This window comes from Paracnuella aquatica (genome assembly GCF_003332885.2).
GTDB lineage: Bacteria > Bacteroidota > Bacteroidia > Chitinophagales > Chitinophagaceae > Flavisolibacter > Flavisolibacter aquaticus.
The window spans coordinates 53,897-74,819 of sequence record NZ_QOWJ01000013.1; the positions used below are offsets into that span (position 1 = coordinate 53,897).

The 20,923-nt window shown below is 51.1% G+C and carries 17 protein-coding genes; 10 read left to right on the forward strand and 7 right to left on the reverse strand.

The features are described from left to right. Nucleotides 1-183: 183 nt before the first annotated feature. On the reverse strand, nt 184-1,578 hold the full coding sequence (locus tag DRJ53_RS16265) for a HAMP domain-containing sensor histidine kinase (RefSeq protein ID WP_114236722.1): 1,395 nt from the start codon (nt 1,576-1,578) through the stop codon (nt 184-186). 1 nt (nt 1,579) lies between these two features. Then, nucleotides 1,580-2,272 (reverse strand): response regulator transcription factor, encoded by a 693-nt coding sequence (locus DRJ53_RS16270; RefSeq protein WP_114236723.1) that lies wholly within the window; start codon nt 2,270-2,272, stop codon nt 1,580-1,582. A gap of 130 nt (nt 2,273-2,402) precedes the next feature. Between DRJ53_RS16270 and DRJ53_RS16275 the strand changes: the two genes are divergently transcribed. Next, entirely contained in the window at nt 2,403-3,248 is an 846-nt protein-coding gene (locus DRJ53_RS16275) for a universal stress protein (RefSeq protein WP_114236724.1), read from the forward strand. Continuing rightward, nucleotides 3,241-4,860 carry a tetratricopeptide repeat protein gene (locus DRJ53_RS16280; protein ID WP_114236725.1) on the forward strand — a complete coding sequence of 540 codons (1,620 nt, stop codon included), beginning with the start codon at nt 3,241-3,243 and terminating at the stop codon, nt 4,858-4,860. Before DRJ53_RS16275 ends, DRJ53_RS16280 begins: the two co-directional genes overlap by 8 nt. Before the next feature lie 208 nt (nt 4,861-5,068). Here the strand turns inward: DRJ53_RS16280 and DRJ53_RS16290 are convergent, their stop codons facing one another. The 4 genes from DRJ53_RS16290 to DRJ53_RS16305 all read right to left on the reverse strand — a co-directional run bounded on the left by DRJ53_RS16290 (nt 5,069) and on the right by DRJ53_RS16305 (nt 9,998). Then, nucleotides 5,069-5,764: a haloacid dehalogenase type II gene (locus DRJ53_RS16290; RefSeq protein ID WP_123893646.1), complete on the reverse strand. Its 696-nt coding sequence runs from the start codon at nt 5,762-5,764 to the stop codon at nt 5,069-5,071. A 69-nt stretch (nt 5,765-5,833) separates the two neighbouring features. Next, nucleotides 5,834-7,999 carry a cation:proton antiporter gene (locus DRJ53_RS16295; RefSeq protein ID WP_206609810.1) on the reverse strand — a complete coding sequence of 722 codons (2,166 nt, stop codon included), beginning with the start codon at nt 7,997-7,999 and terminating at the stop codon, nt 5,834-5,836. Nucleotides 8,000-8,007: 8 nt separating this feature from the next. Next, a complete protein-coding gene (locus DRJ53_RS16300) occupies nt 8,008-8,601 on the reverse strand; it encodes a hypothetical protein (RefSeq protein WP_114236728.1) in 594 nt (197 codons plus the stop codon). A gap of 470 nt (nt 8,602-9,071) precedes the next feature. Further along, on the reverse strand, nt 9,072-9,998 hold the full coding sequence (locus DRJ53_RS16305; protein ID WP_206609811.1) for a BON domain-containing protein: 927 nt from the start codon (nt 9,996-9,998) through the stop codon (nt 9,072-9,074). A gap of 153 nt (nt 9,999-10,151) precedes the next feature. On the opposite strand from DRJ53_RS16305, the gene DRJ53_RS16310 reads away from it, so the two are divergent. Further along, complete coding sequence (locus DRJ53_RS16310; RefSeq protein ID WP_162303903.1) at nt 10,152-11,306, forward strand: AI-2E family transporter; 1,155 nt, start codon at nt 10,152-10,154, stop codon at nt 11,304-11,306. 100 nt (nt 11,307-11,406) lie between these two features. After that, on the forward strand, nt 11,407-11,670 hold the full coding sequence (locus tag DRJ53_RS16315; RefSeq protein ID WP_114236730.1) for a hypothetical protein: 264 nt from the start codon (nt 11,407-11,409) through the stop codon (nt 11,668-11,670). Between the two features lie 77 nt (nt 11,671-11,747). Here the strand turns inward: DRJ53_RS16315 and DRJ53_RS16320 are convergent, their stop codons facing one another. Further along, nucleotides 11,748-13,205 carry a glycoside hydrolase family 30 protein gene (locus DRJ53_RS16320; protein WP_114236731.1) on the reverse strand — a complete coding sequence of 486 codons (1,458 nt, stop codon included), beginning with the start codon at nt 13,203-13,205 and terminating at the stop codon, nt 11,748-11,750. A gap of 343 nt (nt 13,206-13,548) precedes the next feature. Here DRJ53_RS16320 and DRJ53_RS16325 point away from each other — a divergent pair, with 343 nt between their 5' ends. The 6 genes from DRJ53_RS16325 (at nt 13,549) to DRJ53_RS16355 (ending at nt 20,890) form a co-directional block, all read left to right on the forward strand. Further along, nucleotides 13,549-14,127: a Crp/Fnr family transcriptional regulator gene (locus DRJ53_RS16325; protein ID WP_114236809.1), complete on the forward strand. Its 579-nt coding sequence runs from the start codon at nt 13,549-13,551 to the stop codon at nt 14,125-14,127. Nucleotides 14,128-14,252: 125 nt separating this feature from the next. Continuing rightward, nucleotides 14,253-14,825 (forward strand): YceI family protein, encoded by a 573-nt coding sequence (locus tag DRJ53_RS16330; protein ID WP_114236732.1) that lies wholly within the window; start codon nt 14,253-14,255, stop codon nt 14,823-14,825. A 94-nt stretch (nt 14,826-14,919) separates the two neighbouring features. Next, nucleotides 14,920-15,390: a DoxX family protein gene (locus DRJ53_RS16335; RefSeq protein ID WP_114236733.1), complete on the forward strand. Its 471-nt coding sequence runs from the start codon at nt 14,920-14,922 to the stop codon at nt 15,388-15,390. Between the two features lie 330 nt (nt 15,391-15,720). Beyond that, complete coding sequence (locus DRJ53_RS16345; RefSeq protein WP_114236735.1) at nt 15,721-16,344, forward strand: TetR/AcrR family transcriptional regulator; 624 nt, start codon at nt 15,721-15,723, stop codon at nt 16,342-16,344. Nucleotides 16,345-16,378: 34 nt separating this feature from the next. Further along, complete coding sequence (locus DRJ53_RS16350; protein ID WP_114236736.1) at nt 16,379-17,563, forward strand: efflux RND transporter periplasmic adaptor subunit; 1,185 nt, start codon at nt 16,379-16,381, stop codon at nt 17,561-17,563. Nucleotides 17,564-17,716: 153 nt separating this feature from the next. After that, nucleotides 17,717-20,890, forward strand: coding sequence for an efflux RND transporter permease subunit (locus DRJ53_RS16355; RefSeq protein WP_114236737.1), 3,174 nt, complete (start codon nt 17,717-17,719; stop codon nt 20,888-20,890). The last annotated feature ends 33 nt before the right edge of the window (nt 20,891-20,923 follow it).

Below are 20,923 nucleotides of genomic sequence, written 5' to 3' on the forward strand. Positions count from 1 at the left end.
TGAATGCACAACAACCCGCTGCTTCAAGGTATGGGCCTGTTTGTGTGTGTAACTAACTATGGACGGGTATTCAATCAGCGATCACAAAAGTTCAGCACTATACCACGCGCCACAACCAATGCCTGCAAGTTCCGGCTTAATGTGGCGCTGACCGCATTTATTGCATTAGAATAACATTAAAATCTACAGCTTCTTGAGGGTGGATGCGCCTGGCAGGCGGATGGTAAACGTAGTACCCCTGCCTTCTTTGGAAGCTACAGCGATGGTGCCCTTGTGCAGTTTGATGATGCGGTCGGCCAGTGAGAGCCCTAATCCAAAACCCGTTGCCGGCTGTGCGCCACCGGCCCGGTAAAAAGGCTGGAATATCTGGCCTAGTTCCTCCGCTTTTATGCCGGGTCCTTCGTCGTTAATAGTGATGATGATGTATTGCTGCGCCTCTGTTGCCAGCACCACGTTGGCGGTATGCTGCGGCGAATATTTGCATGCGTTGAGCACTATGTTTTTAATGGCGGTAAACAGCAGCGGCTCATTGCCGAACACTAATAAGTATTCTTCTTCCTCGGGCAGGTTTTCAAAATCAATCCGCACGGTGTAGTCGGGGTGAATGGCCGTGGCTTCCGCAGGCAGCCGCAAAATAATTTCGTCCATGCGGATCAGCGTGATCTCCAGCCCGCCGGGGTTGCCCGATGCTTTGGCAAACTCCAGCAGGGCCTGCGTGAGCTTACACAGGTGCTGCACGTCCTGGAAAATGGAGAACATGACGCTGCGGTAACTTTCGGCATCACGTTCACGGCTAAGCGAAATTTCCAATTGGCTGGAAATGGCGGTCAATGGCGTGGACAATTCATGCGATGCATTGGCAATAAAACGGCGCTGCATTTCAAAGCTTTCCTGCAGCCGGTCAAGCAACGAATTGAGCGTGGCCGCCAGCTGGTGCCATTCGTCGTTTGATGCACCGGTATCGATGCGGCGGGCCAGGTTTTGCGCTGAAATATCCCGCACATCATTGGAAATGCGTTTGAGCGGCACCAGCAGGCTGCGCGAAAAAAAGTACCCACTGATGAGCACCAGTATATTGCCCGCTAAAAAACCGGCCAGCAAGATGTTGCCCAGCTGGCGCAGGCTTTCGCGGCCCACACGGTCTTCGGCTGCGGCAAAAACAACAATGTCGCCGCCGCCCGTTTTGTAATGATGGCCTACCGCTTCCTTGCCGCCCGTTTCGTAAAAAATCTTGCCCTTTTGCCGCACCTGTTCTATTTGCGCAGCGCCGATAGCTAACGTATCGCCGGGCACATCGCTGTATTGATACACCCGCTTGTCCTTGCTGTTGTACGCCACCAGTGTTTTATTGGCCAGCGAAATGGTGGTGGCTGCATCAATGCGCTGGATGAGGCTCCTATCGAACAGCTCGTGCTGGCTCAGCAGCCGTGCCGTGGTAATAGCGCGGTTAGTGAGCCGCGTTTTGATGTTAGCAATGCGGGTTTGGTACGAATAATAATAAATGCCCGAGCACATCATGGCCAGGATGGCCAGCACCACCAGCGAAAATATCAGTGTGATCCTTAGGCGTACCGGCATGTTATGAATGATCTTTTAAAATATAGCCCATGCCCACCTGTGTTTCGATGAGGCGGGTATCAAAAGGTTTGTCCACTTTGTTGCGCAGGTAATTGATGTACACATCAATCACGTTGGTATGCGTATCAAAATCAATATCCCAAACATTGATGGCGAGGTCGGCCCGAGATACGACGCGGTTTTTATTGCGCAGCAGGTATTCGAGCAGTTGAAACTCTTTAGCGGTGAGCTGTATTTTTTTACCATCGCGTTTTACTTCCTTGCTTTCCACGTTCAGCTCCAAGTCGGCCGCTTTCAATACCGTACCCGTGGGCACCTGCTGGTTGATGGTGCGTTTGAGCAACACCCTTATTTTCATCAGCAGTTCCCGAAACTCAAACGGCTTAATGATGTAATCATCGGCACCGGCATCGTACCCTTCAATCTTATCATTCAATGCACTCAAAGCCGTAAGCATAATGATGGGTGTGTGCTGGTCGCGGGCCCTGATGCGGGTGCACAACTCATAACCGTTCATGCCGGGCAGGTTGATATCGAGCACCACCAGGTTGTAGCTGCCTTGCTCAAACATGCGCCAGCCAATGTTGCCGTCATACGCCGCATCGGCCTGGAAGCCCGCTTCTTCGAGCCCCATGCGCAGGGTATCGGCAATCTTTTTTTCGTCTTCCACCAACAGTATGCTGCGTTCCTCCATGCACTAAAATTTAAGGTGTATATAATCGTATTGCAAATTAAGCCCCAGGGCTGCTGCTACTCCATTCTAATGTTATTCTAATTTCTTATTAATGCCGGCCTAATACCCCGGTGGTAGCTTCGTGAACGTGATGCAGCAAACATTCAGCAACATATTAATACCGGTTGATTTCACCCAGAATACTGAGGTAGCAATAGCCCGTGCGCTGGATGTGGTGGACAAAAGCGGTGGCACACTGCACCTGCTACATGTGCAGCAATTGTTGTGGCGGCAAAATGCTGCAGCCAACAAACAAATGGCGCAAAAGCTGGCCACATGGAAAGGCTTGCTGGAAGAATCGACACCCGGAGTTACGGTGCACAGCATTTTAAAATGGGCAACCAACGTGCAAAAAAGCATCGTGGCCACAGCAGCAGCCGTTAATGCCGACCTGATTGTGATAGGCAAACGGACGCCGCACAAATGGCCGCGACTCATTGGTGCTGTCAACCCTTCTAAGCTGGCAGCTACATCGGGCATACCGGTGCTCACCGCAAGGCCGGGCTCGCTGCACCAGCCTATTAAAACCATCGTGGTGCCGGTGTCCGATTCGCTGCCCGAAACAAAAATGCAAACGCTTACCGCGCTGTGCGGCAGGCTGCGGCCCATGGTACACCTGGTGGCATTTGGCAGCGGTGCGGCTATTTCAAAAAAAGCCACCAACACGCTGCTCCACCTGTACGAGTGGGTGCAAAAATCCCTGCTCTGCCCGGTTGAATTTACACTGCTGGAAGGCAAGCCGGGGGCAAAACAACTGCTGCGGTTTGCAGCCCGCATTGATGCCGACCTGGTGCTGGTTTACCCCGAAAATGAAACGGGGCTGGATTTCTGGAACCGCCCTATCCAGGATGCTCTACCGGCTCATTCAAAGGTTGAGGTGCTGGCGGTGCGCCGGCCAATTATAACAACAACAGAAAAACAACAACATTATGAATAAACTAACCACCACACTGGGTGCATTGCTCCTGATTACAGGACCGGTGCTGGCCCAAAACATCGAGGATGCGAATAAAAGCCTGTATTACGAACGCTACCAAAGCGCCCGGGATGCGTTTAGCCAAATAACGGCGCAACAGCCCGAAAATGGCGAAGCATGGCTGGGACTGACGCAGGCCTTGCTGGCACAGGACAGCACTGCGGCAGCAAACGGGGCATTGGCTGCTGCGCCACAAAGCGTGGCCGGTCAGCCCATGTTCCAGGTAGCTAAGGGTGCTGCGCTGCTGGATGCCGCTAAAAAAGACAGTGCCACTTACTATTTTGAGCAGGCATTGAATAAAACAAAACAGAAGGATGCTGCCGTATTAAAAGCCGTTGCCGCTGCACACTTACAGGCAGAAGGCGGTGATGCGGCCGTGGCTGCCGACCTGTTGCAAAAAGCCATCAAACGCGACAAACGCGATGCAGCACTGTACACCCTGTTGGGCGATGCGTACCGCAAACTGGGCAAGAGCGGTGAGGCCTTCCAGATGTACCAGGAAGCCATTGCAAAAGATGCTAAACATGCACGGGCACATTACCAGTTAGGCGACATTTTCTTATCGCAGAAAAATGCCGAAATGTATGTGCAGCATTTTGAAAATGCACTGGCCGCAGATCCTAATTACGGGCCTGCGCTGGAAAAACTGTATGCCTACGAATTTGCCCGCAACCCGGCCAAAGCAAAGGAATACTACAACCGTTTCCTGTCCAACACCGATACTTCGGTGGCTAACCAATACGACCTTGCCGACCTGTTGTACCTCAATAAAGAATACAACGAGGCCATTGCCAAAGCAAAAGGTTTGATCGGGCAGGAAGGGGATGCCGTGCAGCCAAGAATCTTCAAACTGATTGGTTATAGCTATGCAGGTTTGAAAGACACCGCTCAGGCCCTGACTTATTTCAACCAGTATTTTGAAAAGGCCCCCGACAGCATGGTGATTGCGCAGGATTATATGGCCATGGGCGATTTTGTAATGGCCGGCAACAGCGCCGATAAAGATTCACTGGCATCGTTATACCTTACCCGCGCCGTAGCGCTGGAGCCCGATTCGGCGGCCCGGTACCAGCATTACCGCAAACTGGCCGATATGGCCGGTGCACGTAAAGCATATGCGGAGCAAGGCAAATGGCTGCAGCAATATTACACCGGTAACAATGCTGCTACCAACCTCGACCTGTTCAATACCGGCCTGGCTTATTTCCGCGCCGAAGACTATGCCATGGCCGATTCGATCTATGGCATGTACACCCAAAAATATCCGGAGCAAAGTTTTGGATATTACTGGCTGGCCAAGAGCAAGGCCCTGCTAGATCCGGAAATGAAAGAAGGCCTGGCGGTGCCCGTGTACCAGCAACTGATTGAAGTGCTGCAAAAAGACACCAGCGATGCAAACTACCAGAAATGGATGGTGGAAGCTTATGGTTACCTGGCGGCATACGAGGCCAACAGCCAGAAAGATTACACCGAAGCCATCGGGTATTTTGAAAAATTGCTGGAGGTAGACCCGGGCAATGCCGATGCTAAAAAATACATCGAGATCCTGGAGAAAGATACCAGCAGTAAATAGCCTTTTTCATAGTGTTTGTTTTTTGGTGGATTTCAAAAATGCCTCCCGGTTGGGAGGCATTTTTATTTGAATACCTTTTTTAATAGCTCTTCTGCTACATGCATGAACCACACCGCGGCTTGTCATGCTGCACTTGTTGCAGCAGCTCACTACCGCTTTTTTTAAAAAAATCTGTACTTTAAATAAACGGGCAAAACTGAACATGGCACTAACTAGCGGTCACCACTAAACGCTCCACCAACAGGTGCAACTTTGGTGCTATAAAATCGGGTGGTGGCGCCAGTGGGTAAGCCATTTGCTGCGGCCGCTGAATGAACGCCGTTTTCATACCGGCATAATGCGCTCCTGCCACATCCCAAGGATGCGCCGTTACCAGCAGGCAATCGTCGGTGGGTACCGCCATTTTTTGCGCAGCCCATTGGTACACTTCGCAGGCGGGTTTGAATTTTTTGATCTCCTCCCCGCTCATTACGCCGTCGAAATAAGAAATCAACCCGGTGCGTTCCATGCGTTCCTGCACCACCTGCGCCGGTGCATTGGTGAGTGCCGCCAGCCGGTAGCCGGCATCTTTCAACGCCGACAAAGCTTCAGGCACGCCATCGTGCAGCGGCAGGTGTTTCATCAGGTGCAGCATATCGTCCACCTCGTGGCCCGGCACTGTTTTGCCCAGGCTTTTGGCACTCATGTGCAGCGTGGCTTTGCAGATGTCGGGGAAGGGGTGAAATTGGCCAACACAATTATCGAGAAAACAGTATTGCATGAGCAGTTCAAACCAAATGGTGAAACCCCGCTTGCTATCCAGTACCGAATTGATGCGGCGCTGGATGTTGCTCATGTCCATCAGCGTTTCATACACATCGAACAAAATGAGGCCGGGTTTAAAATCATCTTTATCCGTTGCCATGTAATGCTGGTAATTTGTTTGTTTATAAAAAAAATACTGCTGGCAAATGATCAATCAACGAGCAAGCAACTACACTTTACGGAACAGCCTTTTCCATAAACGGCCGGCTTTGCTTACCTGCGCCACGCTGTCCGAAATAGTTTCGGCCAGTGAGCCATCTACAAACTGCACATCATCCATTTTTATACCCCGCTCCACCTGCTGCGGGTACAGCATGATAAAGCTGTTGGAGCCAAAATAATTGGACAGGTAATAAGGCAATTTTTCCAGCGAAGGCTGGTACGAAACATGGTCTTTGCGCGACGACACAATCACCAGCAGGTCGTCTTTTTTAACCTCTCGGCTAAAGATGAGAAAGTCGTCCCAGTTGCTGAACGCATGACAGGATATTTTTACTTCTGCTTTCTGCGCCGCTTGCTGATCCTGCAATTCCTTGATGGTTTCGGGAGTGGCAAAAAAGTCAATGGGCAGGCCTGCTTCTTTGGCAATAGTCGTCAGTTTCGAGAACCAGTGTGCAAATCCCGGTTCCAGTTCTGCCTTGATTGTTACCACCACCACCAGGCGCTTGAGTGTATTAAACGGCTGAACCGATTTATAAATAAAAATAGTTTCCGATGTGTGGCGCAAAATGCTATCGGCGGTGGCACCCAAGAAATTGTGCTGGTTGGCCGAACGATGCAACCCGATAATCAGGTCGGTAATGTTTTGCTCTTTCAACGTATAAATAATGCCATTGCTTACATTAACATCAAAACGGGTAAGGGGTAAAATGGTTTGCTCCGTAGCAGCAGCATGATGCACTGCTTTGTCCATCATTTTTTTTGCTATCGTTTTTGTTTTACCGTTATCCGATTCATCGGAAATAATATTCAGCGCATATACGGGCACGTTACTATGACGGGGTTTTAGCATCATGCCAAAGTCAATGAGTTCGGTTACCGTATCAGGATAAGCCAGTGAAATCAGGATCCGTTCATTGCTATCGCCTTCATCGCGGGGAACATTTTCTTCCTGCAATGCCAGTTGTTGTGCAGTACGTTCCACTACAAACGAAGAAATAGTACAGGTAATGAGGATCATAATGATAGTACCGTTCAATACATCTTCGTTCAAAAGCCTGATGGGTTCACCGGTGGGCGTTTCGCCGATGATGATATTATAGCCCACCAACACAATAGCCAGCGTAGCGCCTACCCGGGCGGTGCTCAGCCCATAAATCATACCCCGCTCCAATGGCGACAGCCGAAAAGTTTTTTGCGTCAACAGCGCTGCCAGGTATTTGGTCAAAACGCCCAATACCGTCATTACCGCCGCAACCTTTAATGCACCGAGGCCTTTAAACAACACACTGAAATCGATCAGCATGCCTACACTGATCAGGAAAAATGGTATAAAAAACGCATTGCCTACAAACTCAATACGGTTCATCAGTGCCGAACTGTGTGGAATAAAACGGTTGAGGGCCAAGCCCGCCAAAAAAGCACCGATGATGTGCTCTAAGCCTGCCAGCTCGGCCAGGAATGCGCCAAGGAAAACCATCGCCAGCACAAAAATGTACTGCGAAACCGCATCTTCGAATTTTTTAAAAAACCAACGGGCAATAAGCGGGAACACAAAAAAGATAATGGCGCCAAACACCAGTGTAGAAATTGCCAACTGCACCCAAAACGTAGCATCAATGTCGCCGCGTGTAGTGCCAATTACCGCAGCCAGCACCAACAGGGCCAGGATATCGGTAATGATGGTGCCGCCAATGGTTAACGTAACCGAACGGATGCGGTTGATGCCGTATTTGCTGGCAATAGGGTAAGCCAGCAATGTATGGGTGGCAAACATACTGGCCACCAATATGGCTGTGGGCCAGCTAAAGTTCAACACGTAATAAACGGCTACACTTCCGAGGCCGATGGGCAGCAGGAAGGTAAACAGTCCAAACACCAGACTGGTTATGCGGTTTTTCCTGAACTCTTCCAGGTCTATTTCCAAACCGGCCGTAAACATGATATAAAGCAAGCCCACCGTGCCAAAAAGCACAATGCTGCTATCACGCAGCAACAAATTCAACCCATACGGACCTACAATCATCCCGGCGAGGATCAGGCCGATGATGTGTGGCACTTTGATCTTATTAAACAGGATGGGTGCAAAAAGTATGATGAACAATACCAATGAAAACACAACAACCGGGTTGCTCAGTGGTAACGAAAAATCCAGATCGCTTAATAAATAAATCATTCGGCGGCTTATTTGGTGGAGGCGTCCAGTTGCAGGTTATAAACAATGCGGCAATCTTTTTCACGGATGATTTCACGTTTGCCCTCGATGCGTGTCTTGTTGATTCTTTTCAATTGCACCGACATCTTCACAGGTGTAGTGGCCGTGCCGGTGGCCTGTTCTTCGGTCAGTGTAATAAGGCCGTCGGTAAAGCCGCCTGTGTACACCCGAACCAATTGATCATTTACAAGTGCCCGTGCAATGATGGTGTTTGCCTGTTGCACTATTTCCCACTGCTCGGTCTTTATATCACCCACCGCCGAACCTGGACAGGTGGTTTCGGTACAGGTCATTTGCACATTCCATTTGCCGGCTATATCGGGGTTGGCCATCCAGGCGCTGTCCAATTGTATGGTGCTGTCTGCTTGTATGGTGCTGTCCATTTTTCGTTCTTTCAGCACCAGCAATTCTTCCCTGATGGCCAGCTCCTGTTCGCGGCTGTTCAATGCCCGCTCTTTTTGTTGCACGGCCAGCTCCCTGGCTTGCAGTTCTTTTTGTTTGTTGGCCGATCCACATCCGGCAAAAAGGGCACCGAGACAAATAATACAAAGAAATAGGCGCATAATGATCCAGGTTTAAATATGATACAACAACGGCCATCAAAAGTATTCCAACTGTGAGGCACACAAACGCTCAAGTGTTATTTTAATACTTTTCTAATCAAAAAGGTACTGTAATAAACCTATTTGTTGTAACAACTGAATGTGGTACTTGCAAAATGCAAACCAGTTGGATAGCAAGGTAACCACCATTCAATGCATCAATATTTAATTATAAAAACAATGAGTACGCAATGCGTGTACTTTTCTTGTGACGCAATACAAGTATGCAATAAATGAATTGGATTGAATCTTCATTGTTACAAAAATCCAACGGAATAGTTACATCACCCGCACCAACCTGTCGATACCATTTTTAAAAAAACAACATTGCAGTTGCACCCAGATCCAACCAACATTTTACCAATAAAAAAGAATACATAAAACGCCGCATGCAGCGGCGCTTTATGTATTTTGAATTTGACAGTACACGATTATATACCGATGCTTTGGCTCCATGTATCGGTGCCGGTGTTGCTGTGATCGATGCGCAATCGGTTGGTAACATTCGACACGCCAGCAATGCGTTCCGCAAGGTCTTCGGCGCGGCGCTTTTCTTCCTTGCTGTGCACCTTGCCCGAAAGAATCACCTCGTTGTCCTGCACCTCCACTTCCACGTCCGATGCATCCAGCCTGTCGTCGTCACTCAGCCGGTGGCACACATCTTCTTTAATGCGCTCCTGCGACCGCTGGTAACCACGTGGTCCTTTGCCATAGTGTGGCCCAGAACGATCCACCCGGTCCATATCACGCCGGCGTTCGGCATCGTCATCGCCAAACCAGGAGGACACTTCGTCGCGGGAACGATCCCACCAGCTGCGGTCGTTGCGGTCGTGGCCTTCGCGGTTGCCGGTGTGGTATTGGTTGCGGCCGCTGTTGTAGTTGGAGCCATAGCCTCCGGAATATGGGCGTTGCTGCTGGTTGCCGCTTGCAGCACCATAGCGCTGGCCCCAGCGACTGCCGGCATTATCTTCGTGGCCGTAGCCGTACGCATTATTGCTATCCCGGTCGCGGTACTGGTCGTTGATGTTTTGGCCGCGGTATTGCTGCCCGCCAAACGATGTGTTGCCATACCGGCTGCCTTCGTTGCGGCTGTTGTATCCGCGGTCGTTTTCATACATCCCAAAATCGGGTTGATGCCCGTAGCCGCCCTGCTGGCCCCGGTTGTGGGCACCCGTGTATTCGTTGCCATAATCATTGCCACCCGAGCCGTGGGCTACGCGGTTTTGCTGGCCGGTGCCCCAGCCGCGGTCGTCATTCCAGTCGTTTTGCTGCCCATAGTTCTGATTATCGTGCTCACTGTTCCATTGCTGGTTCCGGGCATTGTAGCCGCTGTTCCGCCATTGATTTTCATGTTCCATAGCAAACAATATTTAAGTGAATAAAAATTATTGCGAGAAAAAACTATGCCTTTTACGCAGTGCGCTGCAAAACAAAATGGCTACGGATGACCCTGTTGTTCCATTACAAAAGACCTTGCGTTGCAGCTGCAACCGATGATGCAACGCAGTAGTATGGAACAATCTTTTTACGCCTGCATATGGCCGCTGCAATTATTGATGGCCTTTGGCTATATGAAAGACCTTTTGTATAAACTGAACAGGGGATTGCTGTTGCTGGTGCTGCTGACCGTGGTGCTTTTTTACGGCAAGCAGATTTTGATCCCGCTGTTCTTTGCCATCATGTTGGCCATGCTGATGGCACCACTGGTGCGCCGGCTCGATGGCAGGGGTTGGAAGCGCATCTTTTCGAGCCTGCTCAGCGTTTTGATCCTGCTCGTGATCTTTCTACTCATCATTGGGATCGTGCTGGGGCAGTTTTCCGGCTTTATCCGCGACATGCCCCTTTTTGAACAAAAAGCCAACGAACTGATCGTTGGGCTGCACCAATACATCGAACGAAAGTTCCGGATACCGGTGGTAGATCAAACCGCATTTTTAAAAGAAGAAACGGCGAACATTGGTGCGTTTGTCCGCGGCTATATGACCGGTGTGCTGCGCAGTTCCGTAGCCCTTGTGGCGGGGCTTATCATTACATTGGTGGTTACGTTCCTGCTGCTTTTGCACAAGGAAAAATATTACGCATTCTTTCTAAAATTTGCCGCCAACGGCAGCAACGAGCAGCGCGAAGATGTGCTCAGCCGCATTGGCATGGTGGCGCAGCATTACCTTACCGGGCGGGCCATTTCCATTATTTTCCTTTTTGTGCTGTATGCCGTTGCCCTGCTCATTATTGGCATCGACAATGCGCTGATCCTGGCCGCGGTGGCGGGCATTTTCAACATCATTCCTTACCTGGGACCCGTGCTGGCAGCGGGCTTCCCCGTGCTGGTGGCGCTTGTTACCGAAACGGGTTACCAGCCGGCAATCTGGGTGCTGATCACCTTTTGCCTGTTCCAGGCGCTGGACAATTACTGGGTCACGCCTTATTTCCTTGGCGGCGAGGTTAGCCTCAGCGCCCTATCGACGATCCTGGCCATGCTGGCCGGCGGTTTCCTGTGGGGCATCTCCGGCATGATCCTGTTTATCCCCATGCTCAGCATTGTAAAAATCATCCTCGACAATATCCCCGGCCTGCAACATTACGGTGCCCTTATTGGCGATACCGGTAACACCCGGCCCACGCAAAATTTAGGCGCATGGTTCCGCAAAATATTTTCCAGGAAATAGCGCCCATCAGCCCAGCTGTATAAAAAGCATTGTGTGCCAAACAGAACGGCATGGTTTTTTACCGTAATACCTCATTATTCACTAACCAAAAATTTGGGTTATGGAAGACAACAGAAATCAAGGCCAAGGCGGCCAAAGCGGAAATCAGGGCCAGCAAGGCGGCAACATGGGCAACCAAAGTGGCCAACAGGGTGGCAATATGGGTAACCAGCGCGGCCAGCAAGGTGGACAACAATCTACCGGCAACCAGGGCGGTATGGGTAACCAAAGCGGCAATATGGGCAACCAGGGCGGCCGCCAGGACGACTCTTCCCGTTCCGGAAGATCGGATGATGATCAAAACCGCAGCGGCGGAAACCGCTAAACGATTGTAAGCTTACAACAGCTTTTCACAAAAATGCCCGGCTGAGCCGGGCATTTTTGATTTGGAATGCGCTTTAGTTAAAACAACAACGTCATGATAGAATGCGGCTGCGACAACGTTTCGGCTGCCTGCCCTTTTACCCAGAGCCGGTACGGCAACGCCTGATCGGTAGTGTTGAGCACCACCACTACCACCTGCCCGTTGGGGTTTACAAAAGCCGTGGTTTGCAGCACATCTCGGTTGGACGAAGCTGCTACTCTTTTGGCACCGGGCTGTATGAATTTTGAAAAATGGCCGAGGTAGTAAAAACTGTTGGTGTAGTGCACCTGGCCGTTGCGGGTATCGGCAATGATGGGCGCATAGCAAAAATTGCCCACGTGGTTGGGGCCGCCCGTTTCATCGAGCAGCACGTTCCAATCGGTCCAGGCTACGGTGCCGGCATTAAAATCGTTCACCAGCGAGGTGCCGTAGCGTTCGCCCAGCGACCAGTCGCCAATTTTGCTAAAATCAAATTTTTCCACCGTGCCTTCGGTAAAAATGAGGTTGGTAGCCGGGTAAGTTTCCTGCACCCGCTCCAGGTTGCCGAATTGCATGGCGCTGCCGGTCCAGGTTTCGTACCAGTGGTAGCCAATGCCCCACACGTATTTTGCAGCCCCAGGATCATCCAAAATGGTGCTGGCACGCTGGTAAATCAGGTCGCGGTTGTGGTCCCACGCAATCAGCTTTTTACCCCGCATGCCGGCCCGGTGCAGGGTGGGCCCGAGGTAGTTTTTGATAAAATCACGTTCTTCTTCGGCAGTAAAAATGCACGACTCCCAGGTTTGTTTGGCCATCGGCTCGTTTTGCACCGAGAGGCCCCACACCGGGATGCCCCTTTTTTCCAAAGCCTGTATGTATTTGATGTAATAGTTGGCCCATGCCTGCCGGTACCCGGGCAGCAGCTTGCCGCCCTGCAGCATGCTCTTGTTGTCCTTCATCCACGCCGGCGGGCTCCACGGGCTTACGTACAGTGTTAGCTTGCCACCCGCTGCAGCCATTGCTTTTTTGATCATGGGCAGGCGGTATTGTTCGTCGTGGGCAATGGAGAATGTTTTCAATTCCTTATCGCCGTCGGCCACATAGGTGTAAGAGCCGCTCGAAAAATCGCAGCTGTGGATGGTGGTGCGGGCCAGTGTGTAGCCAATGCCTTTTGTGGGGTTGTAGTAGGCATCAATGATTTCCTGCTGTTGTGCGGCGGGCAATTTAGCCAGGGTTTCGGCCGAAGCATCAGTAATGGCGCCGCCAATACCAAGGAAGGTTTGAAAAGTTTTGGACGGATCTACAAACACGCAAATCTGGGTTTCCAGCGGCTGGCCAAACGGTGTAAAGGGCACACTGCTGCCTTGCGATAGCCGCTGGTCCGTGCCTTTTGCTGTAGTGTACACAGCCACCTCTTTGCTGGTAAGCGTGTATGGCCGCAACGTTACTTTTTGGGCCCCGGCCGGCCGTGCCAACACAGCCGCCAGCAACAGCGCAGTTCCTAATTTTTCATGCATCCGCTCATTGTTTTAATGTATGTAAATAGGCCTGCACCACGCCAATCAACGCGATTTTTGCGGTAGCGCATTTAAAGGTGTTGAGTAAAAAATGCCGGTGTGGGCCATCCGGGCAAAGCTATCCCGGGCGGTTGTGGCAAAACACGATTAAAGTCAAGGAAAGCAGCCCGCGGGCATGACTTTGAATAGTGCCGGTTTCGCTGTATTTCTTTATCAATAGAAATGCTGGCGACAGCCCGCCGGGCAATGCGCAGCATTTATCCCCAATGCCCTTCCCGCACCATAGCCGCTGGCTGCTCCATGAAATTGTTGTAGTAATTTGCCCCACTAAATGCACCTGCAGATGTATGAAGTTTTTTTCCAGTCGCTGCGTTCAAAAGTTCCGTTTACCGACGAAGAGCTGGAACAGATCAGGCCATACCTGACGCCCAAAAAGCTGCGCAAAAAACAATACCTGCTGCAGGAAGGCGATGTGTGCAAATACGCCTGTTTTGTGGAGCGGGGTGCACTCCGCTCCTACGTGGTGGACGATAAAGGCACCGAACGCATTGTGCAGTTTGCACTGGAAGGCTGGACCATTGCCGACCTATATAGCTTTATTACCGGCGAACCGTCTACGTATAACATCGATGCGCTGGAAGATTCGGAGTTGGTGCTCATCAGCAAAAAAGCACACGAAGAATTGCTGGAAAAAATACCGCGTTACGAAACCTATCACCGCCTACAGATCACCGGCGCATACCTTGCACTGCAGCGCCGCCTGGTGTCCATCACCAACCTTTCGGTGGAAGAACGCTACACCAGTTTCATGAACCTGTATCCCAATATTGCGCAGCGTGTGCCACAGCACATGATCGCGTCCTACATGGGCCTTACACCGGAAACGTTGAGCAGGGTACGTAAAAAACTGATCCGCAGCTAACGAATTTTTACCCGCCTTTTTCATTGATTTAGATCAATGCCATTTCTTGCCCAAACGCAATGGCCCACGCCCTTGTGCCGGTATACCTTTGCGGTATCAATTTAAATAAACAACACCCAAAGAGTATGAAGAAGTTAACCCTTGCACTTTCCGCTTTTGTGCTGCTCACCGCATTTACCGCCACTACCGGCGTATGGAAAAGCGACAAGCCTCATTCGCAACTAGGCTTTACCGTTACCCACCTGGGCATTTCCGATGTGTCGGGAACATTTAATGATTTTGACGTAGAAGTTTCGAGCTCGAAACCCGATTTCAGCGACGCAGCTTTTACCCTCACTGCGCAAGTGGCCTCGATCGATACCCGTGTGGAAGCAAGGGACAATCACCTGAAAAGCGCCGACTTTTTTGACGCTGCAAAATTCCCTACCCTGCAGTTTAAAAGCACCGGCCTTACCAAAACCGGTAAAGACACCTACAAGGTTAAAGGCGACCTCACCATGCACGGTGTAACCAAGCCGGTAACCATGGACCTGAAGTACCGCGGCACTGTAGAAAACCCAATGAGCAAAAAAGCAACTGCAGGTTTCACTGTTAGCGGTGTGATCAAGCGCTCCGACTTTGCACTGGGCAATGGTTTTCCTGCACCGATGATCTCTGACGAAGTACGCATTAAAGCCGACGGCGAATTTGCACAGTAATAAAATATAAAGCATACGCAGCACCGTGTGATGGTTTGATGTAATGGCGTGCTGCGTAGCCTTTATCCTGCTTAAATAATTAGAAACAGAAGTGATGAAAAAGATTTTGAGTCCCGGCAATAATTCCAACACAGTTGATATAGCGCTGTTGGCTGCACGCATCGGCATTGCCGCCCTGATGCTGGTTCATGGCCTGCCCAAGTTGGGCATGTTGTTCTCCGGCGACCCGGTACAGTTTCCGCCCGTGTTAGGCATGAGCCCTGAAATGTCGCTGGCCATGGCCGTTTTTGCCGAAGTGGTTTGTTCCCTGTTTATACTGGTGGGCTTTGCCACCAGGCTGGCTACGCTGCCGTTGATTATAACCATGCTGGTTGCGGTGGTTATGATCCACGCCGCCGATCCGTTCTCGGCCAAAGAGCTGGGCATGCAATACCTGCTGGCTTACCTGGTGCTCCTGTTTGCAGGCCCCGGCCGCTACTCGGTTGACCAGGCCATTTGGGGTAAAGGCACAGCGCCTGCGTTTAGCCCCGCTGCTGCCAACAGCTCGATGCCCGCCTACCGCTAAAAGCTTTGGATGTGTGTTTGGTGAATAAATAACAACCCGCAGCCAGCTATGTAAATTGTATGCGGCTGCGCAGGTTGTAACATTGGTACCCTGTATAAAACGGTTTGTTCATTGACCGGTATCAGCAAATGAAACGCCTGGCCTTTTTGGCCGGGCTTTTTTGTGCCCTGCAGTATTCGGTAGCAAACAATTGTCGCAAAATACAACGCAACAATTTGCCGGGCTTGATAGCTGCCAAGTGTTTTATCCACCCCAATAAAGTGCAATGGCGCAAATAGGTAACCAATTTGCAGTTCTTTTGTTTAACAATTTTGTCAAACAAAAAATTCAATGGCTGTAAAAGATTCCAAAACCGAGCAACTCATCAAGGAAACGGCACAGCAGGTTTTTTTAAAAGAAGGCCGCATGTTGGCCACCACGCAAGACATTGCGGATGCTGCCGGCGTCAACCGCACCTTGCTGCATTATTATTTCCGGTCCCGCGACCAGCTGTTCGATACCGTTTTTGTAGAAGCCTTGACCGAGCTGCGCAGCCGCATACACGATGTCATTGGTTCGCAGCTGGCCTTTGTACCCAAAATTGAAGCGTTGGTACAGGCTTTTCTGGAGGTGTTGGTACAACATCCATTCCTTGAAACATTCATTACGTTGCAGATCAACCAGCAACCAGAGCGGTACGAAGAGTTGTTTGTGCAGCTACCCGGCGGTAAGGAGCGGCTGAAAACTTTTTTAAAAGAAATAGAAAGGGAAATGGAACTGGGCACCATCCCGCAAATGAAGCCCATACAGTATTTCATCAACCTTTTTGCACTGCTGGCTTACCCTCATATTGCCCGGCCGCTGCTGCAAAAAATGTTCGACCTCAGCGATACGGCTTACAAAAAAATATTGCAGGAACGAAAAACAGTGGTGCTGGCGCTGCTATTGCACCAGTACAAAACAAAGGACCAATAAAAAGAACATACAGCAAACACAACAACCAACGATCATGAACAAGCAGGCAACGTACTGGCTGGCCCCACTCCTATTTTTATCACTGGCCCTCACGGCTTGCGGCGGCAACGATCAAAAAGCCGCAGCAGGTGCACCCGGTGCCGCGGGTGCCGGCGAGGTAAAAGATTATCCCGTTATTACCATTGTACCCCAAACCACAACACTATACTCTGAGTACCCGGCCACAATTCAGGGCCAGCAAAACATTGAAATAAGACCCAAGATCGACGGTTATGTCGACCGCATTTATGTAGATGAAGGCGCTACGGTACGCCGCGGCCAGCCCCTGTTCCAGATCAGTGCACCGCAATACGAGCAGGGCGTACGCACCGCCGAGGCCAATATTAAAATTGCCCAGGCCGATGTAAATGCTGCGCAGATGCAGGTAGAAAAAGTGCGGCCGCTGGTGGAAAAAAACATCATCAGCCAGTACGAGTTGCAGTCGGCGCAGTTTACGCTGCAGGCCAAACAAGCGCAGTTGGCGCAGGCCCGTGCCACGCTGGCCAATGCCCGCACCAACCTGGGTTACACGTCCATCACCAGCCCGGTTAATGGCGTGGTGGGCACCATTCCGCATAAAATAGGCAGCCTGGTAAGCAGCACCACGCCGGAGCCGCTTACAACCGTTTCCAACATCGGCAACATCTACGCGTATTTTTCGATCAACGAAAAACAAGCGCTGGAGTTTGCCAAAAACACTAAGGGCGCTACATCCGAAGAGCGGCTGGCATCGCTGCCACCCGTTAGCCTGATGCTACCTAACGGCTCCGAGTTTCCGCAAAAAGGAAAAGTGGAAACCGCCAGTGGCCTTATCAATACCGAAACGGGTTCCATCAGTGTGCGGGCCACGTTTCCCAACCCCGGTAATATTATTCGCAGCGGCAGCAGCGGCGTGGTGCGCATTCCGCAAACCGTCGATTCGGCCATTGTTATTCCGCAAAAATCAACTTACGAAATACAGGGAAAACGTTTTGTGTATGTGCTGGAAAGTACCGGCACGGTACGCAGCGCCGAAGTACAGGTGATGGAAAGCAGCAACGGCAAATACTTTGTAGCAGAGGAGGGCCTCAACCCCGGCGACAGGATTGTGCTGGAAGGCATTGCCACGCTGCGCGAAGGCGCACCCATCAAGGTAAGGCCGGTAAATGTAGACAGCCTGTATCGCAGCCTGCTGCAGTAAATAGTGCGGCTTTAAATGCTGCAGGTTCTCGTTTTTTTTTATAAAAAAACAAACGCTGCAACTGCTTCCGCAAACCGCTTTGATGCAATTGCAATTGCATTGTTTACAAATGCATCAGCGTTACTCTTTTTTCAGACCAACAGTTAAGTAATCATGCTCAAAAGATTTATAGAACGCCCGGTGCTGTCCACCGTTATTTCGGTGCTGATCGTGATCCTGGGCATACTGGGGCTTGTATCGCTGCCCATTTCGCAGTACCCAGATATTGCGCCGCCCACCGTGCAGGTTTCTGCATCATACCAGGGCGCCAATGCCGATGTGGTACTTAACAGCGTGGTGGTGCCGCTTGAAGAACAGATCAACGGTGTGGAAGGCATGACCTACATGACCTCATCGGCCGGCAACGACGGCACCGCCAATATTACCATCAACTTTAAGCTGGGCACCAACCCGGACCTGGCATCGGTGAACGTGCAGAACCGCGTGGCCCGCGCCACCAGCCTGCTGCCACAGGAGGTGACCCGCGCCGGTGTTACCACCGCCAAACGCCAAAGCTCCAACCTGGTGATTTTTTCGCTGTACAGCGAGAACCCGGCCTACGACCAGACCTTTTTGCAGAACTATGCCGAGATCAACCTGGTGCCGCGCATCAAAAGGGTAAACGGTGTGGGTGATGCATCGGCATTTGGCCGGATGGATTATTCCATGCGCATTTGGCTGAAACCTGATGTGATGGCCACTTACGGCCTGGTACCCGGCGACATAGGCGCTGCCCTTGCCGAGCAAAATATTGAAGCGGCCCCGGGCCAGTTTGGCGAGCAGGGACAACAGTCGTTTCAGTATGTGATCAAATACAGCGGCCGGTTGAAGACCACTGAAGAATTTGAAAACATCATTATCCGCTCCGCCGGCACCGGCCGCCTGTTGCGGCTGAAAGATATTGCCCGGTTGGAATTGGGTGCACTGAGTTATGCCTCCACCACCACTACCAATGGCAATCCATCGGTGGGTGTGGCTATTTCGCAAACTGCCGGCTCCAATGCCAAAGAAGTTATTGAAGGCAGTTTGGCAGTGTTGGATGAAGCGGCCAAAACATTTCCGCAAGGGGTAAAATATGTGAACCTTGTCAACGCCAACGATTTTCTTGATGCGTCGATTGAAAAAGTGATCCATACCCTGATCGAAGCATTCATCCTTGTGTTCCTCGTGGTGTTTGTGTTCCTGCAGGATTTTCGTTCCACGCTTATTCCCGCCATTGCAGTGCCGGTGGCCATTGTGGGTACGTTTTTCTTCCTCGGGCTGTTTGGTTTTACCATCAACCTGCTTACCCTGTTTGCACTGGTGCTGGCCATCGGTATTGTGGTGGATGATGCCATTGTGGTAGTGGAAGCCGTTCACGCCAAACTGGACCAGGGTTATACCTCGGCCCGAAAGGCCACGCTTGATGCGATGGATGAAATTTCCGGCGCCATTGTTTCCATTACTTTGGTAATGGCAGCGGTGTTTGTACCGGTAAGTTTCATTACCGGTTCGGCCGGTGTGTTTTATAAACAGTTTGGTTTAACGCTGGCCATTTCCATTATTCTTTCGGCGGTTAACGCCCTTACACTGAGCCCCGCGTTGTGTGCTTTGTTGCTGAAGCCACACAAAGAAGATGGGCATAAAAAGAAAGGATTTTTACAACGCTTTTATGCAGCGTTCAATGCGGCGTTTGATGTAACCACCAGCAAGTACCGCAAGTCGGTTTCGTTTTTGGTAAAACGAAAAGGCATTGCCATTGGCGGACTGGTGTTGTTTGCAGGCTTGTTTTATTTTTTAATGAAAACAACACCCACCGCGTTTGTACCCAACGAAGATATGGGCACGGTGATGAGTGATATTGCCCTGCCGCCCGGTGCATCACTGGAGCGCACCGACGAGATCACGAAAGAGATTGAAAAAATTGCCCGCACCATTCCGGAGGTGGAAAATATTTTGCGCATCACCGGCCGCGGCATGATATCCGGCGCAGGCTCCAACTACGGCATGGTGATCATGCGGCTGAAACCATGGGCCGACCGTAAGGGCAAAGGCCAGGACGTGCAGTCCATCATTGGGCAGATGTTTGGTAAAACCGCCGGCATCCGCGATGCCCGCATTATATTTTTTTCACCGCCTACCATCCAGGGCTTTGGTACCACTGGCGGTTTTGAGTTTCAGTTGCAGGACCGCAGCGGCGGCGATATTGCCCGTTTTACCAAAGTAAGCAACGATTTCTTGGCAGCGCTGAACCAGCGGCCCGAGATCCAGTTTGCATCTACTTCGTTCAACCCCAATTTTCCGCAGTTCCAGATTGATGTAAACGTGGCGCGGGTAAAAGAAGCCGGGCTTACGGTAAACGACATCCTCAACACCATGCAAGGCTATTACGGTGGTGTGTATGCATCGAACTTTAACCAGTTTGGCAAACAATACCGTGTGATGTACCAGGCCGAGCCTTCATTCCGAGCAAATGAAGAAAGCCTGAACAATGTGTTTGTGCGCAATGCCAACGGCACCATGGCGCCCATCACCGAGTTTATTACCATGAAACGGGTGTATGGACCGCAGTCTATTTCCAGGTTCAACCTGTTTACTTCCATTGGCGTCAACGGTTCACCCAACCCGGGCTTTAGCTCCGGCGATGCCATCCGGGCGGTGGAAGAAACAGCGGCGGCGGTGTTGCCGGCAGGCTATGGCTACGAGTTTTCGGGCATGACCCGCGAAGAACTGGCGGCCGGTGGCCAAACGGTATTCATCTTTTTGCTGGTAATCATTTTTGTGTACTTCCTGTTAAGCGCCCAATACGAAAGTTATATACTGCCACTGGCGGTGTTGCTGTCGCTACCCATTGGCCTTGCAGGTGCATTTGTATTTACCTCACTGTTCGACATCAGCAACAACATTTATGTACAAATTACCCTGATCATGCTGGTGGGGCTTTTGGCAAAAAATGCCATCCTCATTGTGGAGTTTGCAGTGGAACGGCGGCGTCAGGGCATGTCCATTGTGCAGGCCGCACTGGAAGGTGCACAGGCCCGTTTGCGCCCCATCCTCATGACGTCGTTTGCGTTTATCCTTGGACTGGTGCCCTTGATGCTATCGTCGGGTGCAGGTGCTACCGGCAACCGCTCCATTGGTACAGGCGCAGTGGGCGGCATGCTGATAGGTACGCTGTTCGGTGTGTTTGTGATTCCCGTGTTGTTCATCATTTTCCAATCGCTGCAGGAGCGGTTCAGCGGGCCGCCCAAACAGTTTGGTGCAACTGACGATGAAGCGGGTACGCCGGCCCCGGTTGCAGCCACATAACACGCAGCCAGCCCATTTATAGAACGCAGTTTA

What these genes read in the sequence shown, in the direction of transcription:
- DRJ53_RS16265 (WP_114236722.1), bottom strand. Translation starts at nt 1,578, where the DNA reads ATGCCGGTACGCCTAAGGATCACACTGATATTTTCGCTGGTGGTGCTG.
- DRJ53_RS16270 (WP_114236723.1), bottom strand. Translation starts at nt 2,272, where the DNA reads ATGGAGGAACGCAGCATACTGTTGGTGGAAGACGAAAAAAAGATTGCC.
- DRJ53_RS16275 (WP_114236724.1), top strand. Translation starts at nt 2,403, where the DNA reads ATGCAGCAAACATTCAGCAACATATTAATACCGGTTGATTTCACCCAG.
- DRJ53_RS16280 (WP_114236725.1), top strand. Translation starts at nt 3,241, where the DNA reads ATGAATAAACTAACCACCACACTGGGTGCATTGCTCCTGATTACAGGA.
- DRJ53_RS16290 (WP_123893646.1), bottom strand. Translation starts at nt 5,764, where the DNA reads ATGGCAACGGATAAAGATGATTTTAAACCCGGCCTCATTTTGTTCGAT.
- DRJ53_RS16295 (WP_206609810.1), bottom strand. Translation starts at nt 7,999, where the DNA reads ATGATTTATTTATTAAGCGATCTGGATTTTTCGTTACCACTGAGCAAC.
- DRJ53_RS16300 (WP_114236728.1), bottom strand. Translation starts at nt 8,601, where the DNA reads ATGCGCCTATTTCTTTGTATTATTTGTCTCGGTGCCCTTTTTGCCGGA.
- DRJ53_RS16305 (WP_206609811.1), bottom strand. Translation starts at nt 9,998, where the DNA reads ATGGAACATGAAAATCAATGGCGGAACAGCGGCTACAATGCCCGGAAC.
- DRJ53_RS16310 (WP_162303903.1), top strand. Translation starts at nt 10,152, where the DNA reads ATGGAACAATCTTTTTACGCCTGCATATGGCCGCTGCAATTATTGATG.
- DRJ53_RS16315 (WP_114236730.1), top strand. Translation starts at nt 11,407, where the DNA reads ATGGAAGACAACAGAAATCAAGGCCAAGGCGGCCAAAGCGGAAATCAG.
- DRJ53_RS16320 (WP_114236731.1), bottom strand. Translation starts at nt 13,205, where the DNA reads ATGCATGAAAAATTAGGAACTGCGCTGTTGCTGGCGGCTGTGTTGGCA.
- DRJ53_RS16325 (WP_114236809.1), top strand. Translation starts at nt 13,549, where the DNA reads ATGTATGAAGTTTTTTTCCAGTCGCTGCGTTCAAAAGTTCCGTTTACC.
- DRJ53_RS16330 (WP_114236732.1), top strand. Translation starts at nt 14,253, where the DNA reads ATGAAGAAGTTAACCCTTGCACTTTCCGCTTTTGTGCTGCTCACCGCA.
- DRJ53_RS16335 (WP_114236733.1), top strand. Translation starts at nt 14,920, where the DNA reads ATGAAAAAGATTTTGAGTCCCGGCAATAATTCCAACACAGTTGATATA.
- DRJ53_RS16345 (WP_114236735.1), top strand. Translation starts at nt 15,721, where the DNA reads ATGGCTGTAAAAGATTCCAAAACCGAGCAACTCATCAAGGAAACGGCA.
- DRJ53_RS16350 (WP_114236736.1), top strand. Translation starts at nt 16,379, where the DNA reads ATGAACAAGCAGGCAACGTACTGGCTGGCCCCACTCCTATTTTTATCA.
- DRJ53_RS16355 (WP_114236737.1), top strand. Translation starts at nt 17,717, where the DNA reads ATGCTCAAAAGATTTATAGAACGCCCGGTGCTGTCCACCGTTATTTCG.